Genomic DNA, 24,608 nt, shown 5'->3' with positions numbered 1-24,608 from the left:
TGTCTCATGTAGGCGCTGCCGAAGGCTGCGATCTTTTGCTTTAGCGCATGACCGGCAAACTGGTCGTGGATTTGATCTCCGACAACGCCACAATCGAGTTCACTTCCTGAATCCCCGGCACCAGCGACAGCTTCTCGAAGAAGAATCGCTCATACGCCTCGATGTCCGCCGCGACAATGCGCAACAGAAAGTCCACCGCGCCCATCAGCACATAACACTCCAGCACCTCCGGAAAGCCGCGAATCGCCTCGGTGAATTCGGTGAAATTCGAACGCCCGTGGGCGTTGAGTTTGATTTCGGCGAAGATCTGCGTGTTCAGGCCGATCTTCTTGCGATCGAGCAAGGTCACCTGACCACGAATGATCCCCTCCTCCTTCATCCGCTGAATTCGCCGCCAGCACGGCGATTGCGACAAACCCACCTGCTCGGCGATCTGTGCGCTGGACAGCGATGCGTCCTCTTGCAGCAGGGCGAGTATCCTGCGGTCGTAGGCGTCCAGTTCGCTATGCATAGAAAAACCTCAAATATAAGATCCTGCGAATTGATCCAGTCGATCAACCGCCAATAACACCGATCTTAGCCAAGAAATGCCCGACACCGAATGTAAAAATTTCTCCAGTGATTTTGGAGACTTGCCATGCCGCACCTTGAAGCCGTGAACAGCGCCCCGACCCGCGCCGATGTCTGGAACGTCAGCAACGCCCATTGCCTGGCGCAGTATCAGATTCTTGCCGAAGCTGAACCGGATCTGTTGGTGCGGGTGTTGAACCTGTTCGCCTTGCAGTTCCTCACACCGGAGCAGGTCAATGCGCAACGGCTCGACGATCTGCTGTCGATCGACATTGTCATGGGTGGCCTGAGCTGGCATCGCGCCCAGGTGATCGCGGAAAAACTTCGTAACCTGATCAGCGTCTGCTCGGTAACTCTGCAAAACGCCGACGCGGCGTGGGATGCGCCCGCGCAAGCGGCTGGCTGACAAATCCGGCAACGGCTTCGTCGGGTAGTGGCCCAACGGTCTGCGGGGCCACGACTATCCTTTGCGAACTGTCGTTCAAAAGGAGCCCGCATGTCCGTTCAACTCGCCACTCAGGACCGCTGGCTGGATCTCAACGATGTGTTGCGTGAACTGGTCGCCCAGGGCTTCATCAGCCAGGACTCGGCGGAGCAGGCGCTCAACGCCCGCCGCCGCCACGCGACCCACGGCCAGCAGCATCCGCTGGAGTTCATCGCCAGCCAGCAACTGGACGACCTCAGCCGTCCGGGCAAACACCTGGACCTGGAAAGCCTGACCCTGTGGCTGGCCCAGCAGGCCGGCCAGCCGTACCTGCGCATCGACCCGTTGAAGATCAACGTCGCCGCGATCACTCCGCTGATGTCTTACGCCTTTGCCCAGCGACACAAGATTCTCGCAGTGGCGGTCGACCGCGACGCCGTGGTCGTGGCCAGCGCCCAGCCCTACGTCACCGGTTGGGAGGCTGACCTGACCCATGTGCTCAAGCTGCCGATCAAACGAGTCGTCGCCAACCCGGTGGACATCCAGCGTTTCAGCGTCGAATTCTTCCGTCTCGCCAAATCGGTCAGCGGTGCCAACAATGCCGATCAGCAAAGCGGCAACCTCGGTAACTTCGAACAACTGCTCAACCTCGGCGCCAGCGATCAGGAGCCGGATGCCAACGATGCGCACATCGTCAACATCGTCGATTGGCTGTTCCAGTACGCCTTCCAGCAGCGCGCCAGCGATATCCACATCGAACCGCGCCGCGAACAGGGCACGGTGCGCTTTCGCATCGACGGCGTGCTGCACAACGTCTATCAATTTCCGCCGCAGGTGACCATGGCGATCGTCAGCCGCCTGAAAAGCCTCGGCCGGATGAATGTCGCCGAAAAGCGCAAACCTCAGGACGGCCGGGTCAAGACCAAGACCCCCGACGGCGGCGAGGTGGAGCTGCGGCTATCTACGCTGCCCACCGCGTTTGGCGAAAAAATGGTCATGCGTATTTTTGACCCGGAAGTGCTGCTCAAGGACTTCGATCAGTTAGGCTTCTCCGCCGACGACCTGCGCCGCTGGCAGGACATGACCCGCCAGCCCAACGGCATCATTCTGGTCACCGGACCGACCGGTTCGGGCAAGACCACCACGCTCTACACCACCCTGAAGAAGCTGGCGACGCCGGAGATCAACCTCTGCACCATCGAAGACCCGATCGAAATGGTCGAGCCGGCGTTCAACCAGATGCAGGTCCAGCACAACATCGACCTGAGCTTCGCCGCCGGGGTGCGCGCGCTGATGCGACAGGACCCTGACATCATCATGATCGGCGAGATCCGCGATCTGGAGACCGCCGAAATGGCGATTCAGGCCGCACTCACCGGCCACCTGGTGCTGTCGACCCTGCACACCAACGATGCGCCCAGCGCCATCAGCCGTCTGCTGGAACTCGGCGTGCCGCACTATCTGATCAAGGCCACGGTGCTCGGGGTCATGGCCCAGCGTCTGGTGCGCACGCTGTGCCCGCACTGCAAGGCCCCGCTGACGCTGGAAGAGGAAGACTGGCAAACCCTGACACGCCCGTGGCAAGCGCCACTGCCGGGCAACGCGCAACGGGCGATTGGTTGCCTGGAGTGCCGCGACACCGGTTATCACGGGCGCGCCGGGGTCTACGAAATCATGCAGTTGAGCGACAACCTCAAAGCGCTCATCTCCCCGGACACCGACCTCACCGCCATCCGCCGGCAAGCCTTCAAGGAAGGCATGCGCAGCCTGCGCCTGTCGGGTGCGCAGAAGGTCGCGGCGGGGCTGACAACCCTTGAAGAAGTGCTGCGGGTAACACCGCAAAGCGAGCAGAAATAGGCCACTACGGAACCGGATCGGGGAAATCGCAATCCAAGGCCGTAGTTAACCCCCAGGAGTCATTCAATCATGCGTCTCAAACTTGCTGTCGCCACCCTTGCCTTGCTGTCCCTTCCCGTTGGTTCAGCGATGGCCGACAGCTTTTGGCGTAACGTCATTTCGTCCGGCGCCACCACCGGTTCGACCTACCTGACCTTCAAGGATCACAAGCTGATCGTTGCCGCACAGGACGATGCCGGCAGCTTCGTCGCCAGCGATGGCGGCATCCGTGGGCCGTACCTGGAAGCAGCGATGCAGAAAGTCCGCGCCGACAACCCGGGCCTGCAGGCCACGGACATGGAACTGGCGAATGCGATTCTGGCGAAGAACGCGGTAGCGTCCGAGTAAGCCTTCTGTACACAAAAATGCCGCTCAGATGAGCGGCATTTTTTTACCCGTGATTCCTGACTCACTAAGGCCCCTCTGTAGGAGTGAGCCTGCTCGCGATAGCCGTACTCCAGACAACGGATTCGGTGACTGATGCACCGCTATCGCGAGCAGGCTCACTCCTACAATGAATCGGGTGTACAGGGAGATCAGCGGTAATCATCCACCGGCACACACGCGCAAAACAGATTGCGATCCCCATAGACGTTATCCACCCGGTTCACTGCCGGCCAGTATTTATGCGCCTTGGTGTGCGCATCCGGGGTGACGCCCTGTTCAATGCTGTACGGCCGCTCCCAGACCCCGGTGACATCCGCCAAGGTATGCGGCGCACGCTTGAGCGGGTTGTCTTCCGCCGGCCAGTTGCCGTTCTGCACTTCGGTGATCTCTGCGCGGATGCTCAGCATGGCGCCAATAAAGCGGTCCAGTTCAGCCTTGGACTCGCTTTCGGTCGGCTCGACCATCAATGTCCCCGGCACCGGGAATGACATGGTCGGCGCGTGAAAGCCGTAGTCCATCAGACGCTTGGCGACGTCCTCTTCGCTGATCCCGGTCTGCGCCTTCAACGGCCGCAGGTCGAGAATGCATTCATGGGCCACCCGCCCGTTGCGCCCGGTGTACAGCACCGGGAATGCACCGGATAAATGCTGGGCCAGATAGTTGGCCGCAAGGATTGCCACCTCGCTGGCATCCGCCAACTGCGGCCCCATCATCGCGATGTACATCCAGCTGATCGGCAAGATGCTCGCGCTGCCCCACGGCGCCGCACTGACCGCGCCGTTCTGCGGTAGCGGGCCGTCGATCGGCACCACCGGGTGATTGGCAACGAACGGCGCCAGGTGCGCGCGAATGCCGATCGGCCCCATGCCCGGTCCGCCGCCACCATGGGGAATGCAAAAGGTCTTGTGCAGGTTCATGTGCGACACGTCGGCGCCGATGTCCGCCGGCCGCGCCAGCCCGACTTGCGCATTGAGGTTGGCACCGTCCATGTACACCTGCCCGCCGTGCTTGTGGATAACTTCGCAGATGTCGCTGATACCCTCCTCGTATACACCGTGAGTCGATGGATAGGTCGCCATCAGGCACGACAACTTGTCCCCCGCCTCGGCGGCCTTGGTTTTCAGGTCATCCAGATCGACGTTGCCGGCTTCGTCGCATTCGACGATCACCACGCGCATCCCGGCCATCTGCGCCGAGGCCGGGTTGGTGCCGTGAGCCGAGGACGGAATCAGGCAAATGTCCCGCGCGCCCTGATGCCGGCTCTCGTGATATTTGCGAATCGCCAGCAGCCCGGCGTACTCGCCCTGGGCTCCGGAGTTGGGCTGCATGCAGATCGCATCGAACCCGGTGATCGCGCACAACCAGCGCTCCAGCTCTTCGATCATCAAGGTGTAACCGAGCGCCTGCTCCCGCGGCGCGAACGGGTGCAGATTGGCGAACTGCGGCCAGGTGATCGGAATCATTTCGCTGGTGGCGTTGAGTTTCATGGTGCAGGAGCCCAGCGGGATCATCGACTGGTTGAGCGCCAGATCCTTGTTCTCCAGCTGCTTGAGGTAGCGCAGCATCTCGGTTTCGCTGTGATGGGCATTGAATACCGGATGGCGCAGGTAAGGCGTCTTGCGCTGGAGGTTATCGGGGATGCCTGACACCAGTGCTTCCGCATCGAGTTGCTCAACGCTCAAGCCATGATCGGCACCCAGCAACACGTCAAACAACCTGGCCACTGTGCTTTCATCGCTGGTTTCATCGAGGCTAAGCCCCGCTCGACCGCGCCCGAGAATACGCAGGTTGATCTGCGCGGCCTTGGCGCTGTCGATGATCGCGCTCTGCGCGCCACCGACGTCGAGGGTCAGGGTGTCGAAAAACTGTTCGTTGACCCGCTGGATACCATGGCGCTCAAGGCCCGTCGCCAGAATGCAGGTCAACCGGTGCACCCGCTGCGCTATCCGTTTCAAGCCTTCCGGCCCGTGGTACACCGCGTAGAAACTGGCGATATTCGCCAACAGCACCTGCGCGGTGCAGATGTTCGAGTTGGCCTTCTCCCGACGAATGTGTTGCTCGCGGGTTTGCAGGGCCATGCGCAACGCGACGTTGCCGCGGGCATCTTTCGACACGCCGATGATCCGCCCGGGAATCGCCCGTTTGTATTCGTCACGGCTGGCAAAGAACGCTGCGTGCGGGCCGCCGTATCCCATGGGCACGCCGAAGCGCTGCGACGAACCAAACACCACATCCGCGCCCAGTTCACCCGGCGGCGTCAGCAACAACAGGCTCAACAGATCCGTCGCCACACAGGCCAGCGCCTGCTGCGCGTGCAGTTGATCAATGACCGGTCGCAGATCACGGATCTCGCCGTGGGTGTCGGGATACTGCAGCAGTGCGCCGAACACCTGATGCTGCTTGAGGTTATCCACAGCGTCGATGATCAGCTCAAAACCGAAACCTTCGGCGCGGGTCTGCACCACCGAAATGGTTTGCGGATGGCAGTTTTCGTCGACGAAAAACAGATTGCTCTTCGACTTTGCCACGCGTTTGGCCAGCGCCATGGCTTCAGCAGCGGCGGTGGCTTCGTCGAGCAACGAGGCGTTGGCCAGCTCAAGCCCGGTGAGGTCGATGGTCAATTGCTGGAAGTTGAGCAGCGCTTCGAGACGGCCTTGGGCGATTTCCGGTTGATACGGGGTGTAAGCGGTGTACCAGCCAGGATTTTCCAGCACGTTGCGCAGGATGACGGTCGGCGTCAGCGTTCCGTGGTAGCCCATGCCGATCAGGCTGGTCCACAGCTGATTCTGCTCGGCATAACCGCGCAGCTTGGCCAGCGCCGCCTGTTCATCAAGGGCTGACGGCAAATCCAGCGCCCGGTTCAGGCGAATGCCCGGAGGCACCGTCTGCTCGATCAGTTCGACCCGGCTGCCGAGACCGAGGCTGTCGAGCATCGCCTGCTGTTCGGCGGCGTCGGGGCCCAAATGGCGGCGCAGGAAGGCTTCGGGGTCGCGTAACTGGCTCAAGGATGGCAACTGGGACATGACGGGCTCTCTTTTGACTGGCGCTCGGCGTCAATGCAACACGGTCAAACCAGCATAGCAGCCGATACCGACGCGCACGGCTTGGCGGCACAGGACGTTCCGGGGCATGCTGTAGCGCCTGCATCAGGCGCCCAACTTTCGGATGATCGAATCCTCATGAGCCAACTGCCGTTCCTGCCGTTTTCCAAACCTGTCATCGATGAAGCCACGATTGCCGCCGTCGGCGATGTGCTGCGCTCCGGCTGGATCACCAGCGGGCCGAAGGTCCAGGCCTTTGAAGCACAGCTGTCGGAATACTTTGGCGGGCGCCCGGTGCGCACGTTCAACTCCGGCACCTGCACCATGGAAATCGCCTTGCGCATCGCCGGCATCGGGCCGGGTGACGAAGTGATCACCACGCCAATCTCCTGGGTCGCCACCGCCAACGTGATTCTCGAAGTCGGCGCCACCCCGGTGTTCGCCGACATCGACCCGGTGACCCGCAACATCGACCTGGACCAACTGGAAGCGGCGATCACCCCGCGCACCAAAGCGGTGATTCCGGTGTACCTCGCCGGCCTGCCGGTGGACATGGATCGGCTGTACGCCATCGCGCGCAAACACAATCTGCGCATTGTCGAAGACGCCGCCCAGGCCCTGGGTTCGAGCTGGAACGGCCAGCGCATCGGCGCCACCGGTGATTTCGTGTCGTTCAGCTTCCAGGCCAACAAGAACGTGACCTGCTCCGAGGGCGGTTGCCTGGTGCTGAACACCCCGGAAGAAGCACGGCTGGCGGAGAAGTACCGTCTGCAAGGCGTGACCCGCAACGGCTTCGACGGGCTGGACGTTGATGTGCTCGGCGGCAAGTTCAACATGACCGACGTCGCCGCGACCATCGGCTTGGGGCAATTTGCCCACATCGAAGCGCTGACTGCCCATCGCCAGGAACTGGCCCGTCACTACTTCAAATGTTTTGGCGATGACTTTGAAGCGACCTATGGTGCCCAGCTGCCGCCAGCGGACTTCACCAACAGCAACTGGCACCTGTTCCAGCTGGTGCTGCCGGAGCGCAAGGACGGTTTGCCGGCGCGGGCCACGTTCATGGAGCAGATGCAGGCCAAAGGCATCGGCATCGGCTATCACTACCCGCCGATCCATTTACTCAGCCTGTACCGCGAGCGCGGTTTCAAGGAAGGCATGCTGCCGGTGGCTGAGCGCGTTGGACGCTTGATCGTGTCGCTGCCGATGTTCACCACCATGACCAAGGACGACGTTGAGCGTTCGGTGGCGGCAGTCAAAGCCGTATTGAAGCCCTGATCAATGCAGGAGCTGCCACAGGCTGCGATCTTTTGACTTTGCCCTTAAAGACAAGAGCAAAAGATCGCAGCCTGCGGCAGCTCCTACAGAGAGCGAGGATTACTCGCCGATGCTTTTCTGGTAGGCGGCAGCGTCGAGCAGCGTGTCCAGATCAGCAGCGTTGGCTGGTTTGAGCTTGAAGATCCACGCACCGTACGGGTCGGAGTTCAGCAGTTCCGGCGAACCGCTCAGCTCTTCGTTGACGGCGATCACTTCACCGGCAATCGGGGAGTAGATATCGGACGCCGCTTTCACCGACTCGACCACACCAGCCGCCTCATTGGCCGCAAACACCTTGCCCACTTCAGTCAACTCGACGAACACCACATCGCCCAGCGCTTCCTGCGCGTGATCACTGATGCCCACGGTAACGGTGCCGTCGGCTTCCAGACGCGCCCACTCATGACTTTCGGCAAAACGCAGTTCAGCGGGGATATTGCTCATGCTCGGTGTCCTCAAGAAATTGTCAGCGGTCACGCCCGCCGGAAAAGGTTAGATCAAGGTTTTGCCATGGCGCACGAAGGTCGGTTTGACCACTCGTACCGGATACCACTTGCCTCGGATTTCCACTTCGGCGCGGTCGGCTGTGGCCATCGGTACACGCGCCAGGGCAATCGATTTGCTTAGCGTAGGAGAGAAACTACCACTGGTGATCTCTCCTTCGCCAACATCGGCGATACGAACCACCTGATGGGCACGTAAAACACCCCGTTCCTCAAGCACCAGGCCCACCAGTTTGTGCGCAACGCCGGCGGCTTTTTCCGCTTCCAGCGCTGCACGACCGATGAACTGGCGCGAAGCCGGCTCCCAGGCAATGCTCCAGGCCATATTGGACGCCAGCGGCGAGACATCTTGATGAATGTCCTGGCCGTAGAGGTTCATCCCGGCTTCAACCCGCAGCGTGTCGCGGGCGCCGAGGCCGATCGGCGAAATGCCGGCGCCCACCAGATCGTTGAAGAAACCCGGAGCCTGATCGGCCGGCAGGGCGATTTCCAGACCGTCCTCGCCGGTGTAACCGGTGCGGGCGATGAACCAGTCGCCATCGACTTCGGCTTCGAACGGTTTGAGGTGCTGGATCAGCGTGGCGCGGGACTGGGTCACCAGCTCGGCGATCTTGTGCCGGGCCTGCGGGCCTTGAATGGCGAGCATCGCCAGATCCTGACGCTCGTGCAGTTGCACGTCGTAACCGGCGACATGCGCCTGCATCCACGCCAGATCCTGATCACGGGTGGAGGCGTTGAACACCAGCCGATAACGGTCTTCGAGGCGATAGACGATCATGTCGTCGACGATGCCGCCGCGCTCGTTGAGCATCGTGCTGTAGAGCGCGCGGCCAGGGCGGTGCAGACGCTCGACGTCATTGGCCAGCAAATGCTGAAGCCAGGCCTTGGCCTGGGCACCGGTGACATCGATCACGGTCATGTGGGAAACATCGAAGATCCCGCAATCGCGACGCACCTCGTGGTGTTCCTCGACCTGCGAACCGTAATGCAGTGGCATGTCCCAACCGCCAAAATCGACCATCTTCGCGCCGAGGGCGAGATGCAGGTCATACAGAGGCGTACGCTGTCCCATGGGTTTCTCCTTCCGGGCGTGGCGAAGGTGCGGACAGCCGCTGTACGGGGTGAAAGCCGCGAAATAGAAGGCTTTCAGCCGATTTCAGCGAACGGGTCTGTCAGACGAACCGCACCGAATGCCGCGCATTGTAGCCGCATGATTCAGGACTCACTACTAAGTGTTTCGATGCGCCGAGCGGCGGATCAGGCCGATGACCGGCAATAAACCGACCAACACCAGGGTCAGCGCCGGTAGCGACGCCCGCGCCCACTCGCCCTCGCTGGTCATTTCAAAGATCCGCACCGCCAGCGTGTCCCAGCCAAACGGGCGCATCAGCAGGGTCGCGGGCATTTCCTTGAGCACATCGACGAACACCAGCAACGCCGCGCTCAGCGTGCCGGGCAGCAACAGCGGCAGATACACTTTGAAAAACAGTCGCGGCCCACTGACACCCAGGCTACGTGCCGCTTCAGGCAAAGACGGCCGTATACGCGCCAGACTGTTTTCCAGCGGCCCGTAGGCCACGGCAATGAAGCGCACCAGATAGGCCATCAGCAACGCCGCCAGACTGCCCAGCAGCAGCGGCTTGCCGGCCCCCCCGAGCCAGCCCGACAGTGGGATCACCAGTTCGCGGTCGAGATAGCTGAAGGCAAGCATGATCGACACCGCCAGCACCGAGCCCGGCAACGCGTAACCGAGATTGGCCAGGCTGACGCCGGAACTGATCGCCCGGGTCGGCGCCAGGCGTCGGGCGAAGGCCAGCAGCAACGCGACGCTGACGGTGATCAACGCCGCCATGCCCCCCAGGTACAGGGTGTGCAGGATCAACCCGGCGTAACGCTCATCGAGATCGAAGCGCCCGCGCTGCCAGAACCATACGATCAACTGCAGCAGCGGAATCACGAACGCACAGGCGAACACCAATGCGCACCAGCCAGTCGCCGCGAACGCCTTGAACCCGCGCAGGTGATACAACGCCTTGACCCGTGGTCGCTCGTTGCTCGCCCGGTTGGCACCGCGCGCGCGCCGTTCGCCATAGAGCACCAGCATCACCACCAGCAGCAACAGACTCGCCAGTTGCGCGGCGCTGGGCAAACTGAAGAAGCCGTACCAGGTCTTGTAGATCGCGGTGGTGAAGGTGTCGAAATTGAACACCGACACCGCGCCGAAATCCGCCAGGGTCTCCATCAGCGCCAGCGCCACACCGGCGCCAATCGCCGGACGCGCCATTGGCAACGCCACCCGCCAGAACGCTTGCCATGGCGATTGCCCGAGCACCCGCGCCGCTTCCATCAGGCCTTTGCCCTGCGCGAGAAACGCGGTGCGTGCCAGCAGGTAGACGTAGGGATAAAACACCAGCACCAGCACCACAATCACCCCGCCGGTGGAGCGCACTCGCGGCAGACGCAGGCCGCTGCCGAACCACTCACGCAACAGGGTTTGCACGGGGCCGGCAAAGTCGAGCAGACCGACGAAGACGAACGCCAGCACATAGGCCGGAATCGCAAAGGGCAACATCAGCGCCCAGTCGAGCCAGCGCCGCCCGGGGAACTCGCAGAGACTGGTGAGCCACGCCAGACTGACGCCGAGCAGCGTCACGCCAACGCCCACACCCAGCACCAGCGTGAGTGTGTTGCCCAGCAGACGCGGCATCTGGGTTTCCCACAGGTGCGACCAGATCTGCTGATCGATGGTTTGCCATGAGAGCAGCAGCACGCTCAGGGGCAACAGCACCAACGCGGCAATGGCGAAGACGATGGGGTACCAGCGGCGTTGGGCGGGGTGGGCCACTTCGAAGGTCTCGCGGGAAAATCGTGGAGTTTAGGAAAAAAGCAAAAAAGATCGCAGCCTTCGGCAGCTCCTACAAGTGATCTCATGCAGGAGCTGCCGAAGGCTGCGATCTTTTGCTCTCTACAGCAGCAGCCTCAGTTCCAGCCCACCCGATCCATCATCCGAATGGCTTCGGCCTGACGCTTGCCCGCCACTTCCACCGGCAAGGTGTCGGCCACGAACGTGCCCCACGCAGCCACTTCCTCGGAAGGTTTCACCGCCGGGTTGGCCGGGAATTCCTGGTTCACGTCGGCGAAGATCTTCTGCGCCTCAGGCGTGGTCATCCACTCGACCAGTGCCTTGGCGGCTTGCGGGTGAGGGGCGTGTTTGGTCAGGCCGATGCCCGACAGGTTCACGTGTACGCCGCGATCGGCCTGATTCGGCCAGAACAATTTCACCGGCAGGTCCGGCTTCTGCTTGTGCAGGCGACCGTAGTAGTAGGTGTTGACGATGCCGACATCGCACTGGCCGGCATTGATCGCCTCCAGCACTGCAACGTCGTCGGAGAACACGTCGGTGGACAGGTTGTTGACCCAGCCCTTGAGGATTTTCTCGGTCGTCTCGGCGCCATGCACTTCGATCATGGTCGCGGTCAGCGACTGGTTGTAGACCTTCTTCGCCGTGCGCAGGCACAGGCGCCCTTCCCAATTCTTGTCGGCCAGCGCCTCGTAGGTGGTCAACTCGCCCGGTTTCACCCGTTCGGTGGAATAGGCGATGGTCCGCGCACGCAGGCTCAGGCCGGTCCAGGCGTGGGTCGAGGAGCGGTATTGCGCGGGAATGTTGCTGTCGATGGTCTTCGAGGTGAACGGCTGCAGGATGCCCATCTGCTCGGCCTGCCAGAGGTTGCCGGCATCGACGGTGAGCAGCAGGTCGGCAGTCGCGTTTTCGCCCTCGGCCTTGATGCGCTGCATCAGCGGCGCTTCCTTGTCGGTGATGAACTTGATCTTCACCCCGGTTTTTGCGGTGTAGGCGTCGAACACCGGTTTGATCAGTTCATCGATACGCGAGGAGTAGACCACCACCTCGTCGGCGGCCTGGGCGGTGGTGCTGCCGATCAGGGTCAGGGCCAGTGCGGTCAGGAGACGCTTGGGTGCCAACATGGAGTGATCTCTCGGTCGGAAAATGTGGGCCAAATGATAAGGACTCACATTTAGGTTCTCAATCGATCACTTTTCCAAGGAGTTACCAGATGTTGCATGGTGCGCCACACACCCTGTAGGAGCTGCCGAAGGCTGCGATCTTTTGATCTTGCTTCCGATTACAAAAAATCAAGAGATCGCAGCCTTCGGCAGCTCCTACAGGGAAACGCATTCCAATGTGGGAGCGGGCTTGCTCGCGAAGGGGCCATCAGCCTCAATGAAGATCTCAGGGCTTGGCGAGCGCCGGCAGATCCCCGGTCAACCCCAGCGCCTCACGCACAAACAGCGCCTTGGCCTCCGGCATCTGCTCCACCAGCTTCAACCCGGCATTGCGCAACCAGCGCACCGGCAGCGGGTCGGCCTGGAACAGCCGCTCGAAGCCCTCCATCGCCGCCATCAGCGCCAGGTTGTGCGGCATGCGCCGACGCTCATAGCGGCTCAGCACCTTCACGTCCGCCAGCCGTTCGCCGCGTTCTGCCGCCTGCAGCAGCACTTCAGCCAGCACCGCCGCATCGAGGAAGCCGAGGTTCACGCCCTGTCCGGCCAACGGGTGAATGGTGTGTGCCGCATCGCCGATCAATGCCAGCCCTTCGGCCACGTAGCGCTTGGCATGCCGTTGACGCAGCGGCACGCACAGCCGTGGATCGGCACTGATGACGTCGCCCAGACAGCCTTCGAACGCACGCTCCAGCTCACGGCAGAACGTCGCTTCATCCAGCGCCATCAGGCGTTCGGCTTCACTCGGGGTGGTCGACCAGACGATCGAGCACCAGTCCTGCTGCTCGTCACGTTCCAGTGGCAGGAACGCCAACGGTCCGTGATCGGTGAAGCGTTGCCACGCCGTCATCCGATGCGGCTTGCTGCTGCGCACACTGGTGACGATGGCGTGGTGCAGGTAATCCCACTCGCGGGTCGCGACACCGGTCAGGCGGCGCACCGCCGAGTTGGCGCCGTCCGCGGCAATCACCAGTGGCGCACGCAACTGACGACCATCGGCCAGCGTCAGCAGCCAGTCATCGCCGGAGCGGCGCATTTGCTCCAGTCGCGCATTGGCCAGCATGCCCAGATCGCAGTCGTGCAAACGATCGAGCAAGGCATCCTGAACCACGCGGTTTTCGACGATATGCCCCAGCACATCGGCGTGCACACTGCTCGCCGAGAAATGGATCTGACCGGTGCCGCTGCCATCCCACACATGCATGTCGGTGTAGGGACTGCTGCGGCGTCTGGCGATGCCGTCCCACACGCCGAGGCGTTCGAGAATCCGCTGGCTGGCCGCCGACAAGGCGCTGACTCGCGGCTCGAACGGCGCGTCGACATCGAACGGTTTGACACTCAGCGGGCTGCCATCGAGCAGCAGCACTTCCAGGCCGCTGTCCTGCAACGCCAGCGCCAGGGCGCTGCCGACCATTCCGGCTCCGACAATCAGCAGATCTGCGCGCATTTCCATGCTTTAAGCCTGTCTCGCTGGCGGCGTGCGCCGCCCGTAAAGGGTTTTACCGAGCGCACCAGTTTGCGGTGCGCTCCTGAAAGTGAAAGTGCCGGCCCGCCGCTCAAGCATCCGGCCGCGTCCCCAGCCCCATGGCCTGACGGGCGAACCAGCGTTTAGCCGGCGGCAACAGATCAAGGCCGAGCAAGCCGATGTTGCGGCCCAGCGAGACCAGCGGCTGGGTGCTGCCGAACAGCCGCGTGACCTGATCGGAGAAGCCCACGGTGAGATCCTGGTCCAGACGCTGACGCTCGCGATAGGCCTGCAACGTGGCGAAGTCGCCCAGTGGCTTGTCACTGGCGAGCAACGCAGCGGCCAGGGCATCGGCGTCGCGCAGGGACAGGTTGAAACCCTGCCCGGCAATCGGGTGCAGGCTGTGTGCGGCGTTGCCGAGCACGGCCAGATGCGAGCGCACTTGCTCCTCGGCCTCGACCAGCGACAGCGGGTACAGATGCCGCGCACCGACCTGTTTCAAAGTGCCCAGACGGTAGCCGAACACGCCCTGCAACTCGCTGAGGAAATCGCGTTCGCTCAAGTCTGCCAAACGCTGTGCGTCCATGCCCAGGCGGGTCCAGACCAGCGCGCAGCGATTCTCCGGCAATGGCAGCAGCGCCATCGGCCCTTCGTCGGTGAAGCGCTCGAAGGCCATGCCGTTATGCGCTTCGCTCGGGGTGATGTTGGCGATCAGCGCGCTCTGGTTGTACGGACGCTTGCGCACGTTGATGCCCAGTTGCTCGCGCAGACCGGAACGGCCGCCATCGGCGAGCACCGCCAGATCACACTCAACGGTGGTTTCATCGTTGAGGGTCAGGCGATAACCGTCGGATAGCGGCTCCATGCGCGTGACTTCCGCCGGGCAACGCCAGCTGATCACGTCTTTATCCAGGTGCTGCCACAGGCACTGGCCGAGCCAGGCGTTTTCCACCACGTAGCCGAGCGCCGGCACGCCCTCTTCCATCGCCGACAGACGGGCGGTGGAGAAGCGGCCACGGTCGGACACGTGGATCTGTTTGATCGGCTCGGCGCGACGGGAAATTTCCTGCCACACGCCCAACCGCTGATAGATCTGCCGCGAACCGAAGGACAGCGCCGACGAACGGGCGTCGTAGCTCGGCTGCCAGCTATCACCGGGAGCGAACGGTTCGATCAGGATGATTTTCCAGCCGCGGGCCTTGGCCCCGGCCTGCAGGGCCAACGCCAGACTGGCGCCGACCAGGCCGCCACCGATGATTGCCAGATTGACTCGACTCATGCCGCGTGTGTCCGTGCTTGCGCCATCAACGCTTCGATCTCGGCGACGGTTTTCGGTACCCCGCGGGTCAGGATTTCACAACCGGTCTTGGTCACTACCACGTCATCCTCGATGCGCACGCCAATGCCGCGCCATTTCTTCGCTACGTTCTGGTTGTCCGGGGCAATGTAGATGCCCGGCTCCACGGTCAGCGCCATGCCGACCTCCAGCACGCGCCATTCGCCGCCGACCTTGTATTCGCCGACGTCGTGTACATCCATGCCCAGCCAGTGGCCGGCACGGTGCATGTAAAACGCTTTATAGGCTTCAGACGCGATCAGCTCGTCAACCTCGCCTTGCAGTATTCCGAGCTTGACCAGGCCGGTGGTAATGACCCTGACCGTGGCTTCGTGCGCCTGATTCCAGTTTTTGTTCGGGGCGATTTCGGCAAACGCGGCTTCCTGCGAGGCCAGCACTAACTCGTAAATCGCTTTCTGCTCGGCGGAAAACTTGCCGTTGACCGGCCAGGTGCGGGTGATATCGCTGGCGTAGCAGTCGATTTCGCAACCGGCGTCGATCAACACCAGATCGCCATCCTTGAGCAGCGCGTCATTCTGCTGGTAATGCAGGATGCAGCTGTTGCGCCCGGCAGCGACGATCGATCCGTAGGCCGGCATCTTCGCCCCGCCCTTGCGGAATTCGTAATCGAGCTCGGCTTCGAGACTGTATTCGTACAGTCCCGGCCGACTGGCCTGCATCGCCCGGATATGCGCCTGAGCGGATATCCGCGCGGCTTCGCGCATCACCTTCACTTCTGCCGCCGATTTATACAGGCGCATGTCGTGCAGCAGGTGATCCAGGGCAACGAATTCGTTCGGTGGCTGGGCGCCGAGGTGCGCCTTGGAGCGGATCACGTTGATCCAGTCCATCAGGTGGCGATCGAATTCAGGGTTGCTGCCCATCGCCGAATACACCCGGTCGCGGCCTTCGATCAGGCCCGGCAGAATGTCGTCGATGTCGGTAATCGGGAATGCGTCGTCAGCGCCGTAGTCACGGATCGCACCTTCCTGCCCTGCGCGCAGGCCGTCCCACAACTCGCGTTCGGCGTTACGCTCACGGCAGAACAACACGTACTCGCCGTGCTCGCGACCCGGCATCAAGACAATGACGGCTTGCGGCTCGGGGAATCCGCTGAGGTACTGGAAGTCGCTGTCCTGACGGTAGACGTGCTCGACGTCGCGGTTGCGGATCGCTACCGCGGCGGCGGGCAGGATCGCGATGCTGTTGGGTTCCATCTGCGCCATCAGGGCCTTGCGGCGACGGCTGTATTCCGCTTTGGGGATATGGGTCATGGGCAGATGGCTTTCCCTGGCACGCGATTAATGCAGCGACGGCTTGGCGGCTGGCGGCACGTCGGCTTTTCTGGTTTCCGAGAACAGCAGCAGCGGCGCAACGCGCAGGTACTCCATGACTTCCATGTAGTCGGATTCGCCGTCATCGGATTCTTCCAGAGCATCTTGCACCTGGGAGATCGCTGCGAGATCCTGCAGCACTTCGGTGGCTTCAGTGCTGAGCATGCTGCTGTCACGGCAGTTCAGGCCGAAACCGCTGAGGAAGCCCTGGCACCATTGGCCCAGTGCAGCGGCGCGGTCAGCCAGTGGTGCATCATCGGTCGGCAGCAGCAGAACGACGGTGACGTCGTCGCCGGTCAGCTCGCCTTTGACCATCTCTTGCAGACCGATCAGGGCGTTGCGGACGTTGTCCTGGATGTCGCCTTCGAGCAGTTCGGCGGCGTCGATCAGCCAGCCTTCGTTATCGAAGCCGGCGCCGGCGCAGCTGCGGCCGAGCAGGACGCCATGCAGTTCGGCAGGCGAGACGTTGTGGCCGCTGGCAGTCAGCAGGGTGGCAAAGGCTTGGTACGGGGAATTCGCAATGGTCATGGGCAGCTAGGCGCCAGACGGCGCTATGTCTAGAATGAAGGCCTTGTATCCTACATCGACAGACTCGCCAAGACTATTAAAGGCTGTCCGCCAGCTACCACCCATCAGACGAACACGTGGACACAATGGAAGACACCGACCTGCAAGCGCTGATGGCCAGACTCGAACTGCTGATTAGTCGAGTGGAGCAACTTAAGAGTCAAAACGCACTCTTACTAGCTCAGGAAAAGACCTGGCGCGAGGAACGCGCTCACCTCATTGAAAAAAACGAAATCGCCCGGCGTAAGGTCGAATCGATGATTTCGCGCCTCAAGGCCCTGGAGCAAGACTCATGAGTTCAAGCAATAGCGTTACCGTGCAGATCCTCGACAAAGAATATTCGATCATCTGCCCGCAGGAAGAACGCAGCAATCTGGTCAGTGCCGCACGCTACCTGGACGGCAAGATGCGCGAGATCCGCAGCAGCGGCAAAGTCATCGGTGCCGACCGTATCGCCGTGATGGCCGCGCTGAACATCACCCACGACCTCTTGCACAAAGAAGAGCGCCCGGATATCCAGGCCAGCGGCTCGACCCGTGAACAGGTGCGCGACTTGCTCGATCGTGTCGATCTGGTGCTGGCCACCGATCCGGACGTCACCAAGGGCTGATTCGCCAGGCCGCTTGAGGTATACTCGCGGCACTCCCTGGGGTGCTTGCCAGTTGACGATGTCCCTGAGCCGATTTGCACTACCCTGGAGGTTGCACGTTGGGCTGGTGTGCATGTCCGCCAGACGGAAAGCCTTAAAGTCTACTGCATCCTCCACCTTGAACTTTCGGGTTCAAGGGCTAAGTTGACAGCGGTTCATCCGGGGAGCCTGATTCGAATCCGATACCGGTTTTTTGCCGGCATCGGATTTTTTATGCGTGCGTTTTCGCCCTCAACTGCCGAAGCCGAACCATGACCGAACCTGCGCTGCTGCCCCGCCCGCAACTCCGCCGCCTGCTGCGCAAGGCGCGCCGTGCGCTGACGCCGAGTGAGCAACGCCAGGCCGCCAAAGGCCTGTTCCGCCAACTGGCGCAAGACCCGCACTTCCGCCGGGCTCGACACATCTCTCTGTATCTACCCACCGACGGTGAAATCGATCCGCGCCTGCTGCTGCGCGAAGCCCAGCGGCGCGGCAAGGCCACCTACCTGCCGGTGCTCAGTGCCTGGCCGCGAACCAAAATGGTGTTCCAGCGCATTCGCCCCGGCGACAAGCTCAAGCCCAATCGCTTCCGCATTCTCGAACCACGCGCCAACCTGGCCCATCAACGCAGGATCTGGACGCTGGATCTGGTGTTGTTGCCATTGGTGGGGTTTGACGACGTCGGCGGACGCCTGGGGATGGGTGGCGGTTTCTACGACCGCAGCCTGGCGTACCTGGCCCGGCGCAAAAACTGGCGCAAGCCGACGCTGCTGGGGCTGGCCCATGAATGTCAGAAGGTCGAACGCCTGGCGCAGGCAAGCTGGGATGTACCGTTGCAGGGCACGGTGACAGACAAGGCGTGGTATTTCGCAGACTAGACGCCGCGCAGATCAGCGGCGTCGGGGAGGCAGTTTCAGCGTTTGAAGGCTGTCGACTGTTGGACCTGTTGCGCGACTTCAACCGGAGCATCGGTTTTGCTTGTCCACAGACTTTGCGCATAACCGGTGGTCACGACGCCCAGGCCGAACAAAATAACCAAAGTCCATAGCAAATCCGGTTTGCGTTTCATCGATTGCCCCCCTCAAGGCACATCATCACGATGACAGCAGCGGTTTCCGTTCGTAGGCCGTGCAGCAGCGTCAAGCTTTAAAGGCCGGCATTTTGCGACAACGTGAACCCGGGCGCAAATGCTGACGTCAACCGACCGTCGGTTTGTCATAAAATTGCCCGACAACCTGCCCAATGACCGCTTGAGGAGCAAACGACATGGCCTATTGGCTGATGAAATCCGAGCCCGACGAACTCTCGATCAAAGGTCTGGAGAAGCTCGGCTCAGCGCGCTGGGACGGGGTTCGCAACTATCAGGCACGCAACTTCCTGCGCGCGATGGCGGTGGGGGATGAGTTCTTTTTCTACCATTCCAGCTGCCCGGAGCCGGGGATTGCCGGAATCGGCAGAATTAGCCAGGCGGCGTACCCGGATCCCACCGCACTCGAGCCGCAGAGCCATTATTTCGACCCCAAGGCCACACCAGAGAAAAACCCCTGGAGCGCGATCGATGTTGCGCACATCGAGACATTTGCCCGGGTCCTGAAGCTCGATTACCTGAAACAGCAGACCGCGCTGGCCGAAATGCCGCTGGTGCAAAAAGGCAGTCGCCTGTCGGTGATGCCCGTGACGGCCGAACAGTGGGCCGCCGTGCTCGGCTTGCGCTGAGAACTCCCCGGTCACGGTTTTTTACCCGAAAAAGGGGCTAGGCTTGGCGCTCATTTGATTGACATCAAGCGACTCGAACGCTTGAACCGTCAGACTGGACGCCACAGCCGCAGGATGCCCCCATGTCGACGCACAGCCGCTCTTCACTTTTATATGCCGGTTCGCTTTTGGTGTTACTCGCCGCCGCCGGCGGATTCGGTTACTGGCTGTCGATCAGCAGCCGTCTGGTCGAAGGACTGTCGATGGGCAACGGGCGGCTGGAAGCCACCGAAGTACAGATCGCCAGCAAGACACCCGGACGTCTGGCCGAGGTACGGGTGGATGAAGGCGACAAGGTCAACAAGGGCCAACTGCTCGCCCGCATGGACACCCGCACGCTCGAAGCCCAGCGCACTCAGGCCGAAGCCGAAGTCTTGCGCGCCCGGGAAAACCTCAATGCTGCCCAGGCCAATGTGCAATTGCGCCAGAGTGAACTGCTGCTGGCCCAGCAAGAGCTCGGGCGTTCGCAATCGCTGTTCAAGCACGGTTACGTCAGCGCCCAGACCATCGATCAGTTGCAGTCGCGCATTGGCACCGGCAACGCTGCCGTAACGGCGGCCCGCGCCCAGGTATCTGCCGTCAGTGCGGCGATTGGTGCGGCACAGGCCCAGGTCGCGCAACTGACCAGTGAGATCGACGACAGCCAGTTGCGCGCACCGATTGACGGGGTGATCCAGTTGCGCATGGCCGAACCCGGCGAAGTGCTGGGGGCCGGCGGACGGGTGTTACTGCTGATCGATCCCAACGATCAGTACATGAACCTCTACCTTTCCGCCTCCGTGGCCGGACGCCTGGCGGTGGGCGATGAAGCCCGGGTGCTGCTCGATGCCCTGCCCGACAAGCCCTTGCCGGCGAAGATCAGTTTCGTCGCCGGCAAATCGCAGTTCACCCCCAAAGAAGTCGAGACCCGCGACGAGCGGCAAAAGCTGGTGTTCCGCGTCAAGTTACGCCTGACCCAACCCAGCGCCGTCCCGCAGGCCAAACCCGGCATGCCCGGCGCCGGTTATGTGCGCACCGCGCCGATTGTCTGGCCGGCCAACTTGCAATGAACAGCCTCGCGGTTCAGGCGAACGCTATCGCGCACCGCTACGGCAAACAGCCAGCGCTGAGCGATATCACCTTCAGCCTGCCCGCCGGTACCCGTTGCGGGCTGATCGGCCCCGATGGCGCGGGCAAGTCCAGCCTGCTGGGGCTGATCGCCGGGGTTAAGGCCTTGCAGCAGGGGCAACTGGACGTCCTCGGCGGGCCGATCCAGCAGCGCCGTCACCGCGACACGCTGTATGCGCGCATCGCCTTCATGCCCCAGGGATTGGGCGGCAACCTGTATCCCGAGCTGTCGATCCGCGAAAACATTCAGTTCTTCGCCACGCTGTTCGGCCTGTCGAAGGCCGACAGCGAACAACGCATGCACAATCTGCTGCTCGCCACCGATCTGCTGAAGTTCGCCGAGCGCCCCGCCGGCAAGTTGTCCGGCGGCATGAAACAGAAACTCGGGCTGTGCTGCGCGCTGATCCATGAGCCGGATCTGTTGATCCTCGATGAGCCAACCACCGGCGTCGACCCGCTCTCACGCCGGCGTTTCTGGGAGCTGGTCGACGACGTGCGGCGCCAGCGCCCGCAACTGACCCTGCTGGTCGCCACCGCTTATATGGAGGAAGCCGAACAGTTCGAGCATTGCCTGATGCTCGACAACGGCAAATTGATTGCCACCGGCCTGAGCCGTGAACTGGCAACCGTCACCCCGAGTGGCAAACTCGACGAGGCCTTTACCCATTTCCAGGGTGACCACCAGCATGACGCCCAGCCGCTGGTGATTCCGCCACGTAGCGGCGGCACCACTGACATCGCCATCGAGGCCCACGACCTGACGCTGCGTTTCGGCGACTTCACTGCGGTGGATCACGTCAGCTTCGCCATCGGACGCGGCGAAATTTTCGGTTTTCTCGGCTCCAACGGCTGCGGCAAGACCACCACCATGAAAGTCCTGACCGGGCTGATGCCGGCCAGCGAGGGCAGCGCGACGCTGCTCGGCAACCCGGTAGACGCCAAGGATCTGGCCACGCGCAAGCGGGTCGGCTTCATGTCCCAGAGTTTTTCGCTGTATGGCGAGCTCAGCGTGCGGCAGAACCTTGAGCTGCACGCCCGGCTGTTCGACTTGCCCAAAGCCGAGAGCGCGCAACGCATCGATGCATTGATTCAACGCTTCAACCTGCTCAGCGTCGCTGATCAGCCGTCCGGTGCCCTGCCTCTCGGGCTGCGTCAACGCCTGTCGCTGGCGGTGGCGGTGTTGCACCGCCCGGAAGTGCTGATCCTCGACGAGCCGACGTCCGGCGTCGACCCGGCAGCCCGCGATGATTTCTGGCGGCTGTTGATCGAACTGTCCCGCGAGCAAGGCGTGACGATTTTTCTCTCCACCCACTTCATGAACGAAGCCCAGCGCTGCGACCGCATCTCGCTGATGCACGCCGGCAAAGTCCTGGCGTGCGACACCCCGGCAGCGCTGCAACGTCAGTTCGCTGGAGCAACGCTGGAAGCCGCTTTCGTGACGTGCCTGGAACAGGCTCAGGGCACTGCGCAATCGCCGCCTGCCAGTGAATCGCCGACCGCGCCAACGACCGCCACGCCGCCGCTCCAGCAGCGCGGTTTCAGCTTCGGTCGCCTGCTGGCGGTGGCCAGTCGCGAAGGCAAGGAGCTGCTGCGTGACAAGGTGCGCATGGCGTTCGCGCTGGCGGGGGCGATTTTCATGATGGTGATTTTCGGCTACGGGATTTCCCTGGACGTGGAGAACCTCGCGTTCGCCGTGTACGACCAGGACCAGACACCGCAGAGCCGAACCTATCTGGAAGCCTTTCGCGGCTCGCGCTACTTCGATGAACGGCCGGCCATCCACGACGCTCAAGAGCTGCACCGCCGCCTGCAACGCTCGGAAATCAAACTCGCGCTGGAAATCCCGCCCGGATTCGGCCGCGACCTGTACGCCGGGCGTCAGCCTGCGGTGGCGGCATGGCTGGATGGCGGCATGCCGTTTCGCGCCGAAACCAGCCGCAATTATGTCGAAGCCGTGCACTTGGCCAACCTGCAACAGTTGGTTGAGCAGAGCAGCCCCGCCGTGAACCATCAGGCGAGCGCCAGCCTGGAAACCCGCTTTCGCTACAACCAGGATGTGGTCAGCGTCAACGCCATCGGCCCCGGGGTCATGGCGCTGATTCTGGCGTTCATTCCGGCGATGCTGACCGCACTCGGCATCGTGCGCGAAAAGGAGCTGGGGTCGATCACCAACTTCTACGCCACGCCCCTGACCCGCCTGGAGTTTCTGCTGGGCAAGCAGGCGCCGTACCTGCTGGTCAGCCTGGTCAATCTCGCAGTGCTGGTGGCGATGAACCGCTGGCTGTTCGGTGTGCCGTTCAAGGGCAGCCTGCTGACGCTGGCATTCGGCGGCCTGCTGTACGTGCTGGCGACCACCAGCATGGGTCTGCTGATCTCGGCGTTCACCCGCACGCAAATTGCCGCGATCCTCGGCACGATGATCATCACCAGCCTGCCGACCATCCAGTTCTCCGGGCTGATCGTGCCGCGCTCTTCGCTGGAAGGTGCCGCTGCGGTGATGGGCATGCTGTTTCCGGCGGGGCACTTCCTCGACATTGCGGTGGGTACGTTCACCAAAGCGCTGGACTTGCGGCAACTGTGGCCGCAGTGCCTGGCGCTGTTCGGGTTCTTTGTCGGGTTCACCGGGCTGAGCCTGGTCATGCTGAAAAAGCAGGAGGCCTGATGCACAAGTTCGCGCACATCCTGCGCCTGGGACTCAAGGAACTGACCAGCCTGCGCCACGACAGCGTGTTGCTGCTGTTTCTGTTCTACGCCTTCACCGTGGCGATCTACATGCCTGCCGCCGGCTCGGTGATCGGCGTGCACAACGCCAGCGTGGCGATCGTCGACGAAGACCACAGCGCCCTCTCGCGCCAGTTGGCCCAGGCCCTGCAACCGCCGGAGTTCCAGACACCGGTGCTGCTGCCCTACCCGCAACTGGATCAGGTGATGGACAGCGGCCAATACACCTTCGTGATCAACATTCCGGCAGGCTTTCAAACCGATCTGCTGGCGGCACGGCAACCGGCCATTCAGGTCAACGTCGACGCCACCGCCATGAGCCAGGCGTTCATGGGCGCCGGCTACATCGGCCGGATCTTCCAGCGCGAATTGCAGGCCTATGGCGGCCAAAGCGATGCCGCGACCCAGGCACCGATTCAACTGACCACCCGCGCGCTGTTCAACACTAATCTGGAAGGTGGCTGGTTTCTGGCGGTGATTCAGATCGTCAACAACATCACCATTCTGGCGATCATCCTCACGGGCACGGCGTTGCTGCGCGAACGCGAACACGGCACGCTCGACCATTTACTGGTGCTGCCGCTGACGGCGCTGGAAATCATGCTGGCAAAAATCTGGAGCAACCTGCTGGTGGTGGTGCTGTGCACCTGGCTGTCGCTGGAGGTGGTGGTCAAAGGCCTGCTGGGGGTGCCGCTGGCCGGCTCGATGAGCCTGTTTTTGCTGGTGACTGCGGTTTATCTGTTTGCCAGTACCGCGCTGGGGATTTTTCTGGCGACACTGGCGCGCTCGACGCCACAGTTCGGCCTGCTGGCGATTCCAGTGATCATCCCGATGTTGCTGCTGTCTGGCGGCAGCACACCGTTGGACAGCATGCCGCAATGGCTGCAGTGGGTCATGCAGGGCTCGCCATCCACGCACTTTGTCAGCCTCAGCGCCGCGATTCTGTTCCGCGACGCCGGGCTGAGCGTGGTCTGGCCGGACTTGCTGGCGCTGACGGCCATCGGCCTGCTGTTCTTCCTCATCGCCCTGGCGCGCTTTCGCAAAAGCCTGGCGTCCTGAACAGCGGCCAGCGTGCTTACTGAATGATCAGGTTGTTGAACAGCAAGTCTTCAACCACCGGCTTGCCGGTTTCGTCATTCATTACTTGCTGGGTCTGCTTCAGGGCTTCCTGACGCAGCTTTTCCTTGCCTTCGATGCTGCTCATCGCCTCGGCGGTCTGCTGGGTGAACAGCGCCACCAGTTGGTTGCGGATCAGCGGCTCGTTGGCCTTGACCAGTTTGGTCGCCTCGTCCCCGGTCACGCGCAGCGCCACATCGGCCTTGTAGACCTTCAGCTTTGGCGTGCCGTCCAGCCCGTAGTTGCCCACGAACGGCGGGCTCAGGGTGATGTAGTTGACCTTCGGCGCCTCGCCTTCTTTGGCTTCTTCGGCCAGCGCTGCCACAGGCAGAGACAGGGCCAGCAACAACATGATCCACGCTTTCACAATTCGCTCCTTATCCGGTTTGCGGCCTAGCATAACGACCCGCCGCGCAAGCAC

Annotated in this window: 23 protein-coding genes and 1 other RNA gene; 12 read left to right on the top strand and 12 right to left on the bottom strand. The window is 62.2% G+C overall.

Going from position 1 to position 24,608, the window contains the following annotated elements:
• Window positions 1-40: 40 nt before the first annotated feature.
• The gene (locus KKQ10_RS06705; protein WP_127647999.1) at window positions 41-511 is read right to left on the bottom strand and encodes an Lrp/AsnC family transcriptional regulator; all 471 of its coding nucleotides are present in this window, start codon (window positions 509-511) and stop codon (window positions 41-43) included.
• A gap of 126 nt (window positions 512-637) precedes the next feature.
• Here KKQ10_RS06705 and KKQ10_RS06700 point away from each other — a divergent pair, with 126 nt between their 5' ends.
• The 3 genes from KKQ10_RS06700 to KKQ10_RS06690 all read left to right on the top strand — a co-directional run bounded on the left by KKQ10_RS06700 (window position 638) and on the right by KKQ10_RS06690 (window position 3,238).
• Window positions 638-976, top strand: coding sequence for an ACT-like domain-containing protein (locus KKQ10_RS06700; protein ID WP_215500606.1), 339 nt, complete (start codon window positions 638-640; stop codon window positions 974-976).
• 90 nt (window positions 977-1,066) lie between these two features.
• Complete coding sequence (gene tfpB, locus KKQ10_RS06695; RefSeq protein ID WP_215500605.1) at window positions 1,067-2,851, top strand: type IV pilus assembly ATPase TfpB; 1,785 nt, start codon at window positions 1,067-1,069, stop codon at window positions 2,849-2,851.
• Between the two features lie 66 nt (window positions 2,852-2,917).
• Window positions 2,918-3,238, top strand: a complete 321-nt coding sequence (locus KKQ10_RS06690) for a DUF2388 domain-containing protein (protein ID WP_169843014.1) — start codon at window positions 2,918-2,920, stop codon at window positions 3,236-3,238.
• A gap of 188 nt (window positions 3,239-3,426) precedes the next feature.
• Here KKQ10_RS06690 and gcvP read toward each other — a convergent pair whose 3' ends face one another.
• Window positions 3,427-6,300 (bottom strand): aminomethyl-transferring glycine dehydrogenase, encoded by a 2,874-nt coding sequence (gene gcvP / locus KKQ10_RS06685; RefSeq protein WP_215500604.1) that lies wholly within the window; start codon window positions 6,298-6,300, stop codon window positions 3,427-3,429.
• 156 nt (window positions 6,301-6,456) lie between these two features.
• Between gcvP and KKQ10_RS06680 the strand changes: the two genes are divergently transcribed.
• On the top strand, window positions 6,457-7,596 hold the full coding sequence (locus KKQ10_RS06680; protein ID WP_127648003.1) for a DegT/DnrJ/EryC1/StrS family aminotransferase: 1,140 nt from the start codon (window positions 6,457-6,459) through the stop codon (window positions 7,594-7,596).
• Between the two features lie 99 nt (window positions 7,597-7,695).
• Here KKQ10_RS06680 and gcvH read toward each other — a convergent pair whose 3' ends face one another.
• The 8 genes from gcvH to KKQ10_RS06640 all read right to left on the bottom strand — a co-directional run bounded on the left by gcvH (window position 7,696) and on the right by KKQ10_RS06640 (window position 16,821).
• Complete coding sequence (gene gcvH / locus KKQ10_RS06675; protein WP_215500603.1) at window positions 7,696-8,079, bottom strand: glycine cleavage system protein GcvH; 384 nt, start codon at window positions 8,077-8,079, stop codon at window positions 7,696-7,698.
• Between the two features lie 48 nt (window positions 8,080-8,127).
• Window positions 8,128-9,210 (bottom strand): glycine cleavage system aminomethyltransferase GcvT, encoded by a 1,083-nt coding sequence (gene gcvT / locus KKQ10_RS06670; protein WP_215500602.1) that lies wholly within the window; start codon window positions 9,208-9,210, stop codon window positions 8,128-8,130.
• A gap of 156 nt (window positions 9,211-9,366) precedes the next feature.
• Window positions 9,367-10,983 (bottom strand): ABC transporter permease, encoded by a 1,617-nt coding sequence (locus KKQ10_RS06665; protein ID WP_215500601.1) that lies wholly within the window; start codon window positions 10,981-10,983, stop codon window positions 9,367-9,369.
• Window positions 10,984-11,117: 134 nt separating this feature from the next.
• A complete protein-coding gene (locus KKQ10_RS06660) occupies window positions 11,118-12,122 on the bottom strand; it encodes an extracellular solute-binding protein (protein ID WP_215500600.1) in 1,005 nt (334 codons plus the stop codon).
• Between the two features lie 265 nt (window positions 12,123-12,387).
• A complete protein-coding gene (locus KKQ10_RS06655; RefSeq protein ID WP_215500769.1) occupies window positions 12,388-13,605 on the bottom strand; it encodes a 2-octaprenyl-3-methyl-6-methoxy-1,4-benzoquinol hydroxylase in 1,218 nt (405 codons plus the stop codon).
• 109 nt (window positions 13,606-13,714) lie between these two features.
• On the bottom strand, window positions 13,715-14,902 hold the full coding sequence (gene ubiH / locus KKQ10_RS06650) for a 2-octaprenyl-6-methoxyphenyl hydroxylase (RefSeq protein ID WP_127648009.1): 1,188 nt from the start codon (window positions 14,900-14,902) through the stop codon (window positions 13,715-13,717).
• On the bottom strand, window positions 14,899-16,233 hold the full coding sequence (pepP, locus tag KKQ10_RS06645; protein ID WP_127648010.1) for a Xaa-Pro aminopeptidase: 1,335 nt from the start codon (window positions 16,231-16,233) through the stop codon (window positions 14,899-14,901). The genes ubiH and pepP overlap by 4 nt, the downstream gene beginning before the upstream one ends.
• 27 nt (window positions 16,234-16,260) lie before the next feature.
• Complete coding sequence (locus tag KKQ10_RS06640) at window positions 16,261-16,821, bottom strand: YecA/YgfB family protein (protein WP_127648011.1); 561 nt, start codon at window positions 16,819-16,821, stop codon at window positions 16,261-16,263.
• 125 nt (window positions 16,822-16,946) lie between these two features.
• On the opposite strand from KKQ10_RS06640, the gene KKQ10_RS06635 reads away from it, so the two are divergent.
• The 4 genes from KKQ10_RS06635 to KKQ10_RS06620 all read left to right on the top strand — a co-directional run bounded on the left by KKQ10_RS06635 (window position 16,947) and on the right by KKQ10_RS06620 (window position 18,366).
• Entirely contained in the window at window positions 16,947-17,156 is a 210-nt protein-coding gene (locus KKQ10_RS06635) for a TIGR02449 family protein (protein WP_025112001.1), read from the top strand.
• Window positions 17,153-17,470 carry a cell division protein ZapA gene (locus KKQ10_RS06630; RefSeq protein ID WP_008055229.1) on the top strand — a complete coding sequence of 106 codons (318 nt, stop codon included), beginning with the start codon at window positions 17,153-17,155 and terminating at the stop codon, window positions 17,468-17,470. Before KKQ10_RS06635 ends, KKQ10_RS06630 begins: the two co-directional genes overlap by 4 nt.
• Before the next feature lie 30 nt (window positions 17,471-17,500).
• Window positions 17,501-17,679: non-coding RNA, 6S RNA (ssrS, locus tag KKQ10_RS06625), on the top strand.
• A gap of 81 nt (window positions 17,680-17,760) precedes the next feature.
• Complete coding sequence (locus KKQ10_RS06620) at window positions 17,761-18,366, top strand: 5-formyltetrahydrofolate cyclo-ligase (protein WP_127648012.1); 606 nt, start codon at window positions 17,761-17,763, stop codon at window positions 18,364-18,366.
• Window positions 18,367-18,401: 35 nt separating this feature from the next.
• On the opposite strand, the gene KKQ10_RS06615 is transcribed toward KKQ10_RS06620, so the two are convergent.
• Complete coding sequence (locus tag KKQ10_RS06615) at window positions 18,402-18,557, bottom strand: hypothetical protein (RefSeq protein ID WP_003229308.1); 156 nt, start codon at window positions 18,555-18,557, stop codon at window positions 18,402-18,404.
• A gap of 197 nt (window positions 18,558-18,754) precedes the next feature.
• On the opposite strand from KKQ10_RS06615, the gene KKQ10_RS06610 reads away from it, so the two are divergent.
• From KKQ10_RS06610 to KKQ10_RS06595, 4 genes are all read left to right on the top strand, one after another.
• Window positions 18,755-19,204, top strand: coding sequence for an EVE domain-containing protein (locus KKQ10_RS06610; protein ID WP_215500599.1), 450 nt, complete (start codon window positions 18,755-18,757; stop codon window positions 19,202-19,204).
• Between the two features lie 122 nt (window positions 19,205-19,326).
• Window positions 19,327-20,292, top strand: coding sequence for an HlyD family secretion protein (locus tag KKQ10_RS06605; protein ID WP_127648014.1), 966 nt, complete (start codon window positions 19,327-19,329; stop codon window positions 20,290-20,292).
• Window positions 20,289-23,012 (top strand): ribosome-associated ATPase/putative transporter RbbA, encoded by a 2,724-nt coding sequence (gene rbbA / locus KKQ10_RS06600; protein WP_215500598.1) that lies wholly within the window; start codon window positions 20,289-20,291, stop codon window positions 23,010-23,012. The genes KKQ10_RS06605 and rbbA overlap by 4 nt, the downstream gene beginning before the upstream one ends.
• A complete protein-coding gene (locus KKQ10_RS06595; RefSeq protein WP_215500597.1) occupies window positions 23,012-24,130 on the top strand; it encodes an ABC transporter permease in 1,119 nt (372 codons plus the stop codon). The genes rbbA and KKQ10_RS06595 overlap by 1 nt, the downstream gene beginning before the upstream one ends.
• Window positions 24,131-24,146: 16 nt before the next feature.
• On the opposite strand, the gene KKQ10_RS06590 is transcribed toward KKQ10_RS06595, so the two are convergent.
• A complete protein-coding gene (locus tag KKQ10_RS06590) occupies window positions 24,147-24,554 on the bottom strand; it encodes a flagellar basal body-associated protein FliL (protein ID WP_025113295.1) in 408 nt (135 codons plus the stop codon).
• Window positions 24,555-24,608: the final 54 nt, after the last annotated feature.

Source organism: Pseudomonas sp. MG-9 (genome assembly GCF_018729515.1).
GTDB classification, from domain to species: domain Bacteria; phylum Pseudomonadota; class Gammaproteobacteria; order Pseudomonadales; family Pseudomonadaceae; genus Aquipseudomonas; species Aquipseudomonas serboccidentalis.
This window is presented reverse-complemented; position numbering and strand designations above follow the sequence as displayed.

What these genes read in the sequence shown, in the direction of transcription:
- pepP (WP_127648010.1), bottom strand. Translation starts at nt 16,233, where the DNA reads ATGACCCATATCCCCAAAGCGGAATACAGCCGTCGCCGCAAGGCCCTG.
- gcvT (WP_215500602.1), bottom strand. Translation starts at nt 9,210, where the DNA reads ATGGGACAGCGTACGCCTCTGTATGACCTGCATCTCGCCCTCGGCGCG.
- KKQ10_RS06635 (WP_025112001.1), top strand. Translation starts at nt 16,947, where the DNA reads ATGGAAGACACCGACCTGCAAGCGCTGATGGCCAGACTCGAACTGCTG.
- KKQ10_RS06640 (WP_127648011.1), bottom strand. Translation starts at nt 16,821, where the DNA reads ATGACCATTGCGAATTCCCCGTACCAAGCCTTTGCCACCCTGCTGACT.
- KKQ10_RS06595 (WP_215500597.1), top strand. Translation starts at nt 23,012, where the DNA reads ATGCACAAGTTCGCGCACATCCTGCGCCTGGGACTCAAGGAACTGACC.
- KKQ10_RS06605 (WP_127648014.1), top strand. Translation starts at nt 19,327, where the DNA reads ATGTCGACGCACAGCCGCTCTTCACTTTTATATGCCGGTTCGCTTTTG.
- ubiH (WP_127648009.1), bottom strand. Translation starts at nt 14,902, where the DNA reads ATGAGTCGAGTCAATCTGGCAATCATCGGTGGCGGCCTGGTCGGCGCC.
- KKQ10_RS06620 (WP_127648012.1), top strand. Translation starts at nt 17,761, where the DNA reads ATGACCGAACCTGCGCTGCTGCCCCGCCCGCAACTCCGCCGCCTGCTG.
- KKQ10_RS06655 (WP_215500769.1), bottom strand. Translation starts at nt 13,605, where the DNA reads ATGCGCGCAGATCTGCTGATTGTCGGAGCCGGAATGGTCGGCAGCGCC.
- KKQ10_RS06680 (WP_127648003.1), top strand. Translation starts at nt 6,457, where the DNA reads ATGAGCCAACTGCCGTTCCTGCCGTTTTCCAAACCTGTCATCGATGAA.
- KKQ10_RS06610 (WP_215500599.1), top strand. Translation starts at nt 18,755, where the DNA reads ATGGCCTATTGGCTGATGAAATCCGAGCCCGACGAACTCTCGATCAAA.
- KKQ10_RS06660 (WP_215500600.1), bottom strand. Translation starts at nt 12,122, where the DNA reads ATGTTGGCACCCAAGCGTCTCCTGACCGCACTGGCCCTGACCCTGATC.
- KKQ10_RS06705 (WP_127647999.1), bottom strand. Translation starts at nt 511, where the DNA reads ATGCATAGCGAACTGGACGCCTACGACCGCAGGATACTCGCCCTGCTG.
- KKQ10_RS06630 (WP_008055229.1), top strand. Translation starts at nt 17,153, where the DNA reads ATGAGTTCAAGCAATAGCGTTACCGTGCAGATCCTCGACAAAGAATAT.
- KKQ10_RS06700 (WP_215500606.1), top strand. Translation starts at nt 638, where the DNA reads ATGCCGCACCTTGAAGCCGTGAACAGCGCCCCGACCCGCGCCGATGTC.
- rbbA (WP_215500598.1), top strand. Translation starts at nt 20,289, where the DNA reads ATGAACAGCCTCGCGGTTCAGGCGAACGCTATCGCGCACCGCTACGGC.
- gcvH (WP_215500603.1), bottom strand. Translation starts at nt 8,079, where the DNA reads ATGAGCAATATCCCCGCTGAACTGCGTTTTGCCGAAAGTCATGAGTGG.
- gcvP (WP_215500604.1), bottom strand. Translation starts at nt 6,300, where the DNA reads ATGTCCCAGTTGCCATCCTTGAGCCAGTTACGCGACCCCGAAGCCTTC.
- tfpB (WP_215500605.1), top strand. Translation starts at nt 1,067, where the DNA reads ATGTCCGTTCAACTCGCCACTCAGGACCGCTGGCTGGATCTCAACGAT.
- KKQ10_RS06615 (WP_003229308.1), bottom strand. Translation starts at nt 18,557, where the DNA reads ATGAAACGCAAACCGGATTTGCTATGGACTTTGGTTATTTTGTTCGGC.